Raw genomic sequence first — 13277 nt, 5'->3', positions numbered from 1 at the left:
ATTTGATTGATAATTAATTGTTTGATGTTTCTTGAGTTTTATTGGCATGCAATTTGTTTTTGTTTATCAAAAATAAATCAACTGTTTTGCATAAATATATAGGATTACATCAATTTTGAAAGCTATATAATTTTCATTACAGCTGTAATAATAGAATTATAACCCCAAACATTATCAATTTTAAAGAAATATGAAAACAAAAAACACTAGAAATAAAGAGATTACGAAACAATATTTATCAAATAAATCTATACGAAGTAAAGATAGAGCCATTAACTTAATTGTGTTTGCTATAGTTTCCTTTATTACCGTTTTACTAATCTGGCAAATAGTTTAGGTTATATTTAATTTAGCCTATTTCAAAATTATACTTCGCGGGCACGGATTACAAATCCGCGCTATCGAGTATGTTGTCATTCATTTTTCTTAGTGGTTGTGAGTTTTAAACAATAATCATACATTAGCATTACTAAATAAATTAAAACACTACTACTTACTAAATATATCAAAACTCATGGTAAAATCGATTTTGCTTGATGAACGAATAGATGCCCTTAATGCATTAATAGAAATAAAAATTGGTGATTATTTATCTTTTGCTAGAAAAATTATAGATAATAATGAATATCAACGCAGAAAGGTTATTAAATCAAAAATTAAAGAAATTTTAAAAGCTGATTTACAAAGAAATTGCCTTATGCCGTCAATAGTTTTAGCTGTCAGTAATTATGATAGGGCAGAATTACAAAATGAAAGGAACTATGAAGATACGGGTGAAATTATAAAGAAAGCTACTGAATCAAATGATATTATGATTATTGATGGGTTGCAAAGAACATTTGTGTTGCTAGAGTTAGAGGATGATCTAAAAAAGAATAATAGAACGGTAGAGCTTGAAAAACTTTATAGTCACACTATTAGGGCAGAAGTTTATTTGGGATTAAGTAGAGTTGGGTTATTATACCGAATGATCACATTAAATACAGGGCAAACAACAATGTCTACCAGACATTTAATGGAGATTCTTTATTTTGATTATTCTAGGGTAGGAATTGAAGGGATAAAATTGACCACTGACAAAGAAGATACATTTATTTCCGACTCAATATATGATTACAATTTTAAAACTATTCTTGATGGTTTCAATTCTTACTTAGAAAAAGACGAATCGCTAATTGACAGGACTACTATATTGGATAATATAAATACTTTAGAAGTTTTAAATAAAGAAAATGATAATAAAGATATTTTTAAGGATTTCCTGATTACTTACAAGATATTTTTGGAAGTGCTTCTGTTTAAAACTGATGGTTGGTCGTATGATAAAAGTATTGTGGATGATTCACTTAGACTAAATGCCAATCCATTTGGAAAGTCAATACTTGATATATTTAAGAAGTCTCAAGCAATTACAGGATTTGGAGCTGGCTTGGGTAGTCTTAGGGAAGATAATGGTCTGGATTTAATTATAGTTAGGGAATTGTTTGAAAAAATAAATGCTGAGGGAGACGATTGGGATTACGTTATTTATCAGCTTCTCAAACATCTTGACATTATAAAAGAAAAATCAAAAAAGATTGGTAATGATCAACGATACTATTTTAGATATTTTTTCAAGGGGTTGTTCGATAGAGAAAACAATAGTTACTTAAACTTTAAAAAAGCGACTGAATATGCTTTTGATAGAACAAGGAAAGAAAAAGAATATAAGTAGTTTGATATGTTAGTATTACGTGATAAAACGACTGGTGATTTACATAACTTTTCTTTGGTAACGACTATCGAAAATGAGAACAAGTTAGTGTATTCGCTTGATAGTTTGACTTATGCAGATTTAAAATTAGATTTTGTCCTGCAGCATGAAACTCAAGTTATATATGAAGGATTTTCAGTGACAGTTTATTTATTTAAGAATCCTTTTTATGCACAGAAAGATATTGTAGAGCTTCGACTTTCCGATGAAAATTTGGATTATAATGGACGAATGGGATACTTTTTTAGATTAGATGCATTATTTGAGCCAGATATTTTAGAAATGGACAAACATAATTTTACTTATGCGCATTATGCAGTTCAGTACCTATTTTCTCAAGATAATTCTATTCAAACTAAAGATGTAGATTTAACTTCTTCACCAAAAATAGTTGATTTTTTTGATGATGATACAATTATACTAGTACTTTGTGACCAGTATACAGCACAGATCTCTAATTTCTCAATTGATAATTATTTATCTCATCTATTTCTTTACGGATTTACTTCTTTTACTAAAGAAAATCCCATTGAAAAAAAAAATTTATCTCCAATTTTGGGTGATAATTATTTGAAAACAGAAACATTAAACAGAAAAAGAAAGCACTTAAAAATACCTAAAGCAAATGCTCATTTAATAGATGAACATTTTGTAAGACACTTATTTAAAAAACTTGTTCAAAAAGAAAATGAAACTGTTACAAGGTTTATAATGTTTTACCAAGTTATAGAAATTTTAATAGACAAGGTTATAAAGGTGGAGGTAATGAATAAGGTTTGTTCACAACTTGAAAGTATGTCAGGTCGAAAAATTAAAGAAGTTTTAGGAGAGCAGAGTTCTGAAAAGAAAAGAATTTCAGCACTTCTAACTACTTATGCGCGCCCTCCTAAGGTGTTAGATGACCATTTAAAAAGTTTATTATTGGCATTCTATATCCATATCAATGATTTAGAATTTAATGACCCTACTAAGCATGAAGAATTAAATCTTACAGATGTGTTTTATGGCTATAGGAATAAGTTGGTGCATAATTACAGATTGATGCACGATCCTGTTATAGATAGTAATATTACTGAATCAAGTATGAATGATATTAATGTCGCAACTGAAGTTTTAATTGCTCATTTGGTTACTTTTTTTCAATAGTAATGTTTTTTGGAAAAGAAAAAAGATATTTTATTAACTAAAAGCGTTTTTTGGTTTACGATGAAAAAAAATGCTCTCCATAAAATTCTAATGAGAAACTGCTTAAATGTCTCTTGACTTTGTACTCATAATCTTGATCAGATTATAAATTGAACAAATACTTCCAAAACAAAAAAAGAGACTTCGAAAGTCTCTTTTTTTGTTTTATATATCTTTTATAAATGATTATTTTCCAATCAATTTTTCAAGCCTCGCCATCATTTCATCTTTCTCTTTCAACATCCTTTCATATAAAGCAATTTTTTCTTCGTGTAGTTTAATAAACTGATCAATTTGATTAACAGTTGAATTGTAAAATACTGATGCAGGTTGCTGACAATTGTCAAAGGTATTAGAAATAATATTTATCGCTTGCTCTTCGTCAAAATTCTGAAAAGCTTCAACAGGAATTTTTAATACTGCCGAGATTTGTTTTAACAAATTGTCTTCAATTACATCTTTCTGCTCGAGCATTGAAATTTTCTTTTGGTTCCAGTCTTCGCCCAGATCATAAGCTAATGCTTCCTGCTTTATGTTAAGCATTTCTCTGAAACGTTTTACGTTTCTTCCCTGATGTATTTTCTGTTCCATAATGAATATCAATTTTACTAAAGGCTCAAAGATAAAGCCATTTGCATTAAAAATGCATGAATTTCAAAGATAAAAAAATATCTCATAAAATAATATTTTGTAAGATAATATATCTAATTTTAGAATAGTTTATCCTTTTGAATGAATAGAACTTCGCTTGATAATTTTAAATCTCTTTATTATGAAAAAGAATAAAATATCTTTCGAAACCAGCTTTTGGGCAGGATATGCAACAGGAAATCCATTTAAGGCAATTGATGCCTTTTTTACTTATGCAGATCTTGATTATTATAAACAAAATTTAAGCGAAGTGGTGATTTGCAGCTATAAAAAAGAAGTATGCAAAAAGGACAATCCTTCTACTATTTTTGTTTTGTATACTGCTCTCAATTCTTTTCTTAAAATTTGTTATTGTTTGCAAAGGAAAAGCAAAAAATGGAAAGTGAAAGAGTCTTTGCAATGTGAAACGGTTTTTCATCTTTCATCTCTTACAAAGGAAGAATACGATAAACCTTTTATTGTATTTCAAAAAGCATTTGACGAAAAAACTCTTGAAGAATTTGAACTGTTTCTATGTCAAATCCTCGAGCTTTCATTGTCTCCCCACGCCGAAGATCCAGACTTTGACTTGGCGGCGCCTTATATTCATTTAATTAAAATGCTCAATGCAGCAGAACTAATGAGAGAAAGAGGCGTTGAGAAAATCAAGAAAACGAATCAGATTAATTCTCAAACAGAATAATATATCTCTTATTCAAACTTTAAAATATGTTATTATGAAAATTTCAATTTTATACTTACTACAATAAGATTTAAAAATATCACTAAGAGTCTAAAATATCACTAAGAGTCTAAAATATTAGTTTTTATAAAAAATCGAATATTTTTCTAGATTGCAATTTTGAGGAGTGATAAGTTTAGATTTCCTGTTGTGGATTGATGTAAAATTTGATTTCACAATAAAATGTAATAAGCTTCAAATTCTGCAATAAAAGGTTTTGTAAACAAGTATACAATTACCCAAAAAAAGAACTCTGTAATCCTAAGATTTAGAGTTCTTTTTTAATAAATGTTTGTAAAAATACTAATGCTTAATCTTTTAAATGCTGTTTTAGAAAATTAAGACTTCCTTTAGCCAATTCTTCTGCATTATGTGGAGATTTCTGCCATAAAGAAACAGCTTGCTGCATTCCCGGCACATCTGATGAAAAATTTTCCAAGACAAGATTTCCTTCAAAATCAATTTTTTTAAGAGCCTTAAAGAGTTCGCTCCAATTAACAGTTCCTTCTCCTGGCATTCCACGGTTACTTTCGGTAATGTGCATGTGTTTTAGTAATTTCCCACAGTTTAAAATCGGATCATAAAAATTACTTTCTTCAATATTCATATGAAAGGTATCCAAATGAACTGCAAGATTTGCTGTACTTGTTTTTTTAATGAGTTCTAACACATTTTCTGCTGTATTACAGCAATAACTTTCATAACGATTGATAGGTTCGATACCAATTGTAATTCCAAGTTTTTGAGCATATAGCGCTGCTTCTTGCCAAACTTCTGTAATGATTTCTTTTTCATTATCTGTAATTGGATTTCCTGTAAAAACTCCAATTCCTCCGTGTAGCACACCTCCCAAAAAAACAGCGTCTAAAGCAGCGGTTTTATCCAACGCTTTACAAATCAATGTTAATGCTTCTTTAGGATAAAAAGGAATATGGGCTTCTTTAGGCAGGTTTAAGGAACAGGCAACATCAAGATTATTTTCTTGAAGTTGTTTTTTTACTGTTTTTGCATCAAAATCCATACTATTAGGAAGTAGGATTTCAATCATATCAAAACCTGTTTGAGCTGTTTTTTTTATAGCATAATGTCCTGCTTCGGCATTCCAAAGAGGTGTTATCCAAGATAGGAGAGAAGCTCCAAATTTTATTTTCATTGTATTGTTTTTAAGTTAAAATACCCACCATTCAGATCGCACTCCAAAATAAGTACCAAATCTTTTTTGTCCAGCTTGTTGTAAAAACGGTGAATACATAGCATTTTTTGCATAATCGTTATAGCGGGAAACTTCTGCAATAAATCTCAAATGCGGTCGCGCCCATGGACTCCGCTCGGCAGTTGGCACAATAGTAGGCGCAAATGCAAATTTTACCATTGAAGCTGTGGGATTGTTACTATCCTGACGCGCGGTATAATGCAGTTCAGAGACCAAATGAAACCAATTGGTCATATAATAAATTACTCTTGTGCCAACTGCTAAATCTGTTTTATAGTTGTAAATATCCCTGTTATAAAAATCGGGAGCTTTGTCCATTGTATCAGCGCCGCCTTTGCTTTGAGTATAAACAGCATACGGATTAATACTTATTCTATTAGAAAGATTCAGCATAAGATGTTCAACTATTGTAAAAGAGTAAGCTCCTTTATAGGTTTTATCCTCAATTCCCGGTGCTCCAAAAGTACGCCATGTTTGAGTATTTCCATTGTCTCCACCATTAGCAATTCCAGTTCCATAACGCATAGAAAACTGATTGAAGGATCCTATTTTTTGAGTTTCAAGTTCTGAATTTATTTTAAAACCTGCCACAAAACCATTATCAGATGGAAAGGCTGGTGTTGCATTTTTACTCACTGCAGGCACATGGTGATATTCTGCCAATAGTTTTACAATATGTTTTCTCGATAAATTAAAACTGTGTTCGGCAACCATTACTTCACGTTGACGATAGGTTAACGACTTATTACCTGTTATGATATTAGAATAGGAATAAGGCGTCCCCATACCAGAAGAAGTGGTATCTATAGCAGCCGGAAAAAACATAGAAAACGAGCTTTTTTTGTATTTGATGCCAAATCCCTGAGAGGAGTGATCGTCAAAATAAAAATAATCGGCTATGTGCACATCATCATAACGCATGTATCTGGCTCCCGCCCAAACGCTCCATTGACTTCCAACAATATTGCGTGCTTCTACAAATGCTTCGGGTAAACTAACAATCATACCATCTGTAGATCCTGAATTTACGTTTCCTAAAAATGTACCGTTAGAAGAATAAAAAGCCAGTCTTACTTGAAAGTCAATAGCAGTTTGCTCTTTATTGGCATTTACCGGCATAAAGTGAAAGGAAGGCAGCAAATCTACATAATCTCCCTGATCCATTCTCCCCCCAAGAGAACCCTGATTCAAAAGGTTAAGCTGCCTTCCTGTATGACCTTCAATGTCCGGAGAATAACCAAATCCTATTCTTCCGGTAGTTCCAAATGAAAAGTTTTTATTGCTGATAACAATTTGACTGTTAGTAGAAATAGAACATAACAGTAAGATTACTAATGCTGCAAACCTGTAAAAAACAGCAGGTATCATATACTGCTTTTGTTTATAGTAAGTTCTCCTAATCCAAGTGTTTTTGGCTTGTAGTATTTGACAGCGAATAAAAGAATAACCACATAACAAACTATTGGTAAAAGATAAGCGTAAGCAATATTGGTGTTGGCTGCAAATCCCATAATAGGAGGGAATACTGCCCCGCCAAACATTGCCATTACTAAGAAAGAAGAAGCTTGCTCCGTTTTATTACCTAGTTTTTTTAATCCCAGACTAAAAATAGTTGGATACATTACACTTAAAAAGAAGTTAAGCATGATTAAAGCTCCAAACGAAACCCATCCAAAACTTTGTGAAATGATCACGCAAAGCAGCATATTGCAAATGCTGTATACAGCCAGTAATTTGTTTGGCGCAATGTAACGCATTAAAAATGTACCAATAAAACGTCCAATCATCATCATAGCCATACTTAGAGAAAAATAATAAGCCACCTGATTGTCAGGAAGACCTGTTTTTTCTACACCATAATTGATAAAGTAAGCCCAAGTTCCGCCTTGTGCTCCAATGTTAAAGAACTGTGCTGCTACTGCCCACATAAAATGGCGCTGACGGTGCAAAGGTGCATTAGGCACTACATCCAGGTTTGCTGAATCAGTCGTATTTTCTGCTTGCTCGCCGTGCGGATCTTTTAGGGCTGGTACTTTTACAAACCAAAAAGCAAGAGCAATGGCAAGAATCACAAATCCGATAATCATGTAAAGGGTTTTAACAGATTCTAAACCTTCAGCACCTTTTGTATTCAGTATGAAAAAACCACCTAGAAGAGGTCCAATTATGGCGCCTAAACCATTAAATGATTGTGCAAAATTAATACGCTGATCGCTTGTGCGCTCGTCTCCAAGTGACGCAACGAAAGGATGCGCTACGGTTTCAAGAGTTGCAAGACCAGAAGCCAGTATAAACAAAGCAGCTCTGAAAAAAGAGAAAGATTCGTTTTGAGCCGCCGGTATAAATAAAAAGGCGCCCAGTGCATATAGAATAAGCCCTAGTAATACTCCTTTTTTGTATCCGTACTTTTTCATGAACAAACCAGCCGGAATTCCCATTACGGCATAAGCACCAAAAATTGACAATTGTACCAGTCCTGATTCTGATTTACTAATGTGTAAAACATTTTGAAAATGTTTGTTCAATACATCACCCATTGTAATGGCAATTGCCCAAAATAGGAATAGTGATGTTACAAATATGAAGGTAATCGCATATTTTTTCTCTGTAAATTTAGCTTGTGACATCAGATAGTTAATTAAATTGAAGAATAAATCAGTTTGTGATCTTGGCGGAAAGCATTAAAATCCGTTAAGGTATAAGAAGGACAAGCGCCTTCTTTAGAAGTAATAAAACCTCCTAATGCAACGGCTTGTGCCATAATTTCTTCGGGACTTGAATGGGTAATTCTCTTAGAGAGAAATCCTGCCAGAAATGCGTCTCCGCTTCCTACCGTATCTGCTATTTTTACAGGAACTGCCAAAGCTTGATAATGATCGTCTCCGTTATAATAAATAGCGCCTTTACTGCCTTTACTTATCAGAACTTCATTTATATTAAACTCATCTTGTATGTAGCGAATGCTGTCGTCTTCATTGATATAATCCCTGCCTAAAAAGTCTAGTATAAGTCGTAATTCAGCTTTATTCATCTTCACCAGATCTGCTTTATAAAGAAGTTCTTTGACTACAGGTACAGAAAAGAAAGGAGGCCTGATATTGACATCAAATACTTTGAATTTAGCTGTTTCCAAAAGTTGAAAAAGTGTATTTCGAGATTTTTCTCCTCTGGTAATTAGGCTTCCAAAAACAAAAGCTGCCGCATTACTTACTTTATTAATTTGGTCGTCTCTAAGTTCAATAAAGTCCCAAGCAACAGGTTCTGTAATGTCATAATGTGCTTCATTGTGCTCGTCGATATGAGCCAATACAGTTCCGGTGGGATAATGGTTGTCAATCTGTGTGTTTTCAGTAGCTATATTCCAGTCACTGAGTTGTTTCATAAGATCACGGCCCAGTTTATCATTTCCAATTCGGCTGATCATATGGGCATCTATTCCCATTCTCATCAAATTGTAAGCTACATTAAAAGGAGCTCCTCCAGCGCGAGCTCCGTCAGGGAATATATCCCAAAGTACTTCTCCATAACAGTATATGGACGATTTAGTGGTTTGTTCTTTCATAAGTGGTTAGATTAAACGTTTAAGCAAAGTATTAAATAAAAAAATATTATAAATTATTAAATTTTGAAAGGCATATTGATTTGTGTTTCTGATATGCTATTTTGTATAGGAAGAAGTAGAGTTTCTAATTTCATAAGTGATTAAGTTAAACGTTTAAGCAAAATGATAAATAAAAAAATATTATAAATTGTTGGATTTTGAAGAGGCTTTAATATGCATTTGAGCTTCTAGTGTAATATTTTTTATTGGAAGCAGCGGATCTGTAATTTTATTATGAATAAGCTCGACTGCTGAAATTCCAATATCAGTTAAAGGCTGACTTACATAAGATAATGGAACACTGAAGAGTTCGTAGGCTTCCGTTTCATCAAAAGCCACAACCGCTAGATCAGCAGGAATAGCAATACCCAATTTCATGAGTTTTTTCAGACCTGAAACGGCCAATTTATTACTAACAAAAAATACGGCATCGGGTTTGTTTTTGCTTTGAAATATAGCACTAAAACCTTGATCAATATCCTGATCAATATGATCCTTATTAATATTCAATACATTATAATCATTATACGGGATGTTGTATTTCTTCAAAGCATCTTTGAAACCCTGTGTTCTTTGCATCAAATGATCCAGAGTTGTATCATAGGCTACAAGAAGTATATTGCTTCGTTTTTCTTTGATAAGATGCTGGGTTACATTATAACTAATGTCATAATTGTTAATCTGAATATTGTCTGCCTTGATCTTTGGAAGATAACGGTCTATGAAAACAAATGGAATATTTTGCTTTTGTAATTTTTGCAGGCAGGCTTCTGAATTTTCAACTGGTGCAATAATAAGTCCTTCCGCTTGACGGTGGTAAAACATACTTACAAGACTTTCAAATTTTTCTTTATTTTCGTCAGAACTTCCAATAATAAGCGTGTATCCTTTTTTAGTGGCTTCATTTTCGATTATTCTGGCTATTTGCGAGAAATAAGGATTGGCAATATCTGCCACAATGAGTCCAATAATATTGGTGCGTTTCGTTTTTAGATTTTTAGCCGCAGTGTTGGCACGATAGTTTAATTCTTCGGCTGCCTTTATAACTTTTTCCGTAGTTTCTTTTCCAATGCGGCCGTTGGGCTTATTATTAAGCACATACGAAACCGAGGCGATAGATACACCTGCTTTTAATGCTACATCTTTTATGGAAACTTTTTTCACTATAACGTTTTCTTGGAAAGGCAAATATAATAAAGTTAAACGTTTAAGCAAATTTATTTCAAAATATTTTTGTTTTAGGAGAGATCAATAATAGATCACTAACCTTTTTCGAGTGTGATGTATAGTATACTTAGCTTTAATTTGAATTTCTATTATTAAGACTAAGGATTATTTGTAAAAATATAAAACCATAAAATGTTAAGTTGTAAAGGCTTGAAAAATCAATATGCTGTTGAAATTTTCTTTTATGATATAGGAGCTTTAATTGAGCAAGAAACGGATTTTTAATAAGAGGAACAGAATATAAATTTGTTTTGAATTAAAATGTAAAAAAACATGAAAAATTTTAAAATTGTTCCGTTATCTAAAGAGTTTGTAAGACAAATTCGCGAAACAAATATTGATAATTTTGGTAATCAAGTTTACGAGCAATTAGCAACGGGAAAAGGACCATGTCGAGTTTCGTTGAAACCATTTAATGTTAATCAGGATATTCGTTTGGTTTTTGCTTATAGTCCGTTTGCAGAACATAATGCCTTTAATCAATCTGGACCTATATTTATTCACAAAAACGAAGTGGAGCAATATTCGGATATTTACAATTTTCCCAAAGAAATAAAAGCAGATAAAGAAAATTTCCCTTTGTCGCTAATCGGATATAGCAAAGAACAAAAAATGATTTTTACTAAATTAGTTGGCGATAATGATATCGATTTATTAATTGCTGAAATCTTTGAAACAAAGTGCGATGTTGAATATCTTCACGCAAGAAATTCGGAGGCCTGTTGTTTTATTTGTAAAATAGAAAGAGTTTAGTTCTGTATTTTTTTTTAAGTAAAAATAAACATCCTTAACTTTTTGTGGTAAAAAAGAGATCTGCTCCAAAGTAATATTGAATGAAAAAAGCTTCAGTAAAAATTTTCAGGATGTAAAAATTACGGTTGAGACTAAAAATATGATTCTTCAGTAATTTTAAAAAAAAAGGAAAAGTTTAATTAAGCAATTTTACGGGAATAATTGCTTAATCAATATATTTATGATCACTCCACTTACCATAATCGCGGCTACAAATTTTTCTACTATAGCAGGTAATGCAGTAACTTATGCTGCGGAACTTGCAAAAGCAACAGGTGCCAAACTTATTTTGTTCAACTCATTTTCGTTAAGTGTTCACAGCGCTAATTCTTTGATTACCGCCGAATCGATGCAGAAACAAATGGATAAGGCAACTTTACGAGTTCAGGTTTTAGGTTCAGAGATCGCAGATTTGTTTAAAATTTCGGTAGAAAGCATTTGCAGCTATTCCTTTTTAGAAGATGAACTTCCTGCTATCATTGATCAGACCAATGCTGATCTTGTTGTTATGGGAATGGCAGAACGTTCATTGGAGCAGGATTTATTAGGAAATACAACCACTTCGGTTATTAAAAATTTAAATATTCCTATTTTGGCTGTTCCACAAAATGCCCGTTTTCAAAATGCAAAAAAAATCCTGTATGCCTGTGATACACTAAGTTTATCGTCAATTAGAAGATTCAGCTGGATTAGAGAGGTGATTGGTAACTTAGGTTCTGAAATTGAATTTTTCAGCGTTGACGAAAAATTGGACGAAATAAGAGAAGAACAAGGCAAAATTTTACTAAATTCTTCAATCGAAAAAAAGTTTGAAGATGTAAAATACATTTATAAAAACGTAAGATCAAATGCCGTGATCGATGAAATTAAGAAAGAAATTAAAAATTTTGAAGCTGATATCTTAGTAATGGCACCTCAAAAATATGGTTTCTGGGATTCACTGATTCATAGAAGTAAAACTAGAATTATGGCAGCAGGTTTAGATATTCCATTATTATCTATTCCAAAGAATTAAAAAAAATAAAAAATGAAGGCAGTAATTACAGCTATCGGCGGTTTTGTACCCACTTCAATCCTGAATAATAAAACAATTTCGGAAACTGTTGAGACTACAGAGCAATGGATTGAGAAGAGAACCGGAATAAAAGAAAGACGAATTGCAGTAGGTAAAAGCACTTCTGACCTTGCTTGCGGTGCGATCGAAAATTTAATAAGCAATTATGATGTTGATGCTTCTGAAATTGAAGTTTTGATACTCGCAACAGCCACGCCAGATCATGTTCTAGCTCCAACAGCCAGTAAAATATGTGAGCTGAGCGGACTTAAAAATGCTTTTGGTTTTGATATGAATGCAGCTTGCAGTGGTTTTTTATATGCTCTTGAAATGGGTGCCACTATGATTGAAAGCGGACGTTATAAGAAGATTATTGTAGTTGGTGCGGACAAAATGAGTTCGATTGTTGATTATGAAGATCGAAATACTTGTATTCTTTTTGGAGATGGAGCAGGAGCAGTGCTTTTAGAAAAGACCGAAACAGAATACGGATTAATGAAGAGTATTTTAAAAACTGACGGAAGCGGTACTGAATCTTTAATTGTGCCGGCAGGAGGATCCAAATTTCCTGCAAGTATGCAGAGTATTCTGCACAAAAAACATTATATAAAGCAAGACGGATCTTTTGTATTTAAAAGAGCTGTTGAAGCGATGTCAAACATATCTAAAGATGTCTTGATTAGTAATGGTCTGGATGCCGATGAAATTGACTGGGTTATCCCGCATCAGGCAAACCTGAGAATTATAAATGCTGTGAGCGAGAATCTTTCTATCGATAATAAAAAAGTAAAAGTTAACATAGAAAGATATGGTAATACAACCTCGGCGACAATTCCGTTATGTTTATGGGATTATGCTGCCGATTTTAAAGAAGGACAAAACCTGCTTATAACTACTTTTGGAGCTGGATTTTCTTGGGGAGCAACCTGTTTAAAATGGGGTGTTATGAGAGAAAGAAAATCACAGAAGTCTAATAAAACAATTCAAAAAAGGAAAGTTTTTGAACCACAATTATCGTAATCTTATAGATGAATCAAAATAGGATTTTTCAATTTTTATCTTTGTTTAAAATTAAAAGTC

Annotated in this window: 12 protein-coding genes; 6 read left to right on the top strand and 6 right to left on the bottom strand. The window is 32.5% G+C overall.

Annotated features, from left to right (window positions below):
• Window positions 1-514: 514 nt before the first annotated feature.
• Both B0A81_RS09960 and B0A81_RS09955 read left to right on the top strand, forming a co-directional pair.
• Window positions 515-1714: a hypothetical protein gene (locus tag B0A81_RS09960; protein ID WP_089057879.1), complete on the top strand. Its 1200-nt coding sequence runs from the start codon at window positions 515-517 to the stop codon at window positions 1712-1714.
• 6 nt (window positions 1715-1720) lie between these two features.
• Window positions 1721-2899 carry a hypothetical protein gene (locus B0A81_RS09955; RefSeq protein WP_089057878.1) on the top strand — a complete coding sequence of 393 codons (1179 nt, stop codon included), beginning with the start codon at window positions 1721-1723 and terminating at the stop codon, window positions 2897-2899.
• A gap of 225 nt (window positions 2900-3124) precedes the next feature.
• On the opposite strand, the gene B0A81_RS09950 is transcribed toward B0A81_RS09955, so the two are convergent.
• Window positions 3125-3529, bottom strand: coding sequence for a helix-turn-helix domain-containing protein (locus B0A81_RS09950; protein ID WP_089057877.1), 405 nt, complete (start codon window positions 3527-3529; stop codon window positions 3125-3127).
• A gap of 181 nt (window positions 3530-3710) precedes the next feature.
• Here B0A81_RS09950 and B0A81_RS09945 point away from each other — a divergent pair, with 181 nt between their 5' ends.
• Window positions 3711-4271: a hypothetical protein gene (locus tag B0A81_RS09945; protein ID WP_089057876.1), complete on the top strand. Its 561-nt coding sequence runs from the start codon at window positions 3711-3713 to the stop codon at window positions 4269-4271.
• 349 nt (window positions 4272-4620) lie between these two features.
• Here the strand turns inward: B0A81_RS09945 and B0A81_RS09940 are convergent, their stop codons facing one another.
• From B0A81_RS09940 to B0A81_RS09920, 5 genes are all read right to left on the bottom strand, one after another.
• Window positions 4621-5463: a sugar phosphate isomerase/epimerase family protein gene (locus tag B0A81_RS09940; RefSeq protein WP_089057875.1), complete on the bottom strand. Its 843-nt coding sequence runs from the start codon at window positions 5461-5463 to the stop codon at window positions 4621-4623.
• Window positions 5464-5478: 15 nt separating this feature from the next.
• A complete protein-coding gene (locus B0A81_RS09935; protein WP_089057874.1) occupies window positions 5479-6891 on the bottom strand; it encodes a carbohydrate porin in 1413 nt (470 codons plus the stop codon).
• Entirely contained in the window at window positions 6888-8150 is a 1263-nt protein-coding gene (locus tag B0A81_RS09930) for a sugar MFS transporter (RefSeq protein ID WP_089057873.1), read from the bottom strand. Before B0A81_RS09930 ends, B0A81_RS09935 begins: the two co-directional genes overlap by 4 nt.
• Window positions 8151-8161: 11 nt before the next feature.
• Window positions 8162-9085: a carbohydrate kinase family protein gene (locus tag B0A81_RS09925; RefSeq protein ID WP_089057872.1), complete on the bottom strand. Its 924-nt coding sequence runs from the start codon at window positions 9083-9085 to the stop codon at window positions 8162-8164.
• A 180-nt stretch (window positions 9086-9265) separates the two neighbouring features.
• The gene (locus B0A81_RS09920) at window positions 9266-10288 is read right to left on the bottom strand and encodes a LacI family DNA-binding transcriptional regulator (RefSeq protein WP_089057930.1); all 1023 of its coding nucleotides are present in this window, start codon (window positions 10286-10288) and stop codon (window positions 9266-9268) included.
• Window positions 10289-10624: 336 nt separating this feature from the next.
• Between B0A81_RS09920 and B0A81_RS09915 the strand changes: the two genes are divergently transcribed.
• From B0A81_RS09915 to B0A81_RS09905, 3 genes are all read left to right on the top strand, one after another.
• Entirely contained in the window at window positions 10625-11104 is a 480-nt protein-coding gene (locus B0A81_RS09915; RefSeq protein ID WP_089057871.1) for a DUF1203 domain-containing protein, read from the top strand.
• A 220-nt stretch (window positions 11105-11324) separates the two neighbouring features.
• Complete coding sequence (locus tag B0A81_RS09910; RefSeq protein ID WP_089057870.1) at window positions 11325-12158, top strand: universal stress protein; 834 nt, start codon at window positions 11325-11327, stop codon at window positions 12156-12158.
• Between the two features lie 12 nt (window positions 12159-12170).
• Complete coding sequence (locus B0A81_RS09905; protein WP_089057869.1) at window positions 12171-13217, top strand: beta-ketoacyl-ACP synthase III; 1047 nt, start codon at window positions 12171-12173, stop codon at window positions 13215-13217.
• Window positions 13218-13277 lie beyond the last annotated feature (60 nt).

It is taken from the genome of Flavobacterium plurextorum, assembly GCF_002217395.1.
In the GTDB taxonomy this organism is placed as follows: Bacteria; Bacteroidota; Bacteroidia; order Flavobacteriales; family Flavobacteriaceae; genus Flavobacterium; species Flavobacterium plurextorum.
The sequence above is the reverse complement of the archived record's forward strand: the minus strand, read 5'-3'. Positions and strand labels throughout refer to the sequence as shown.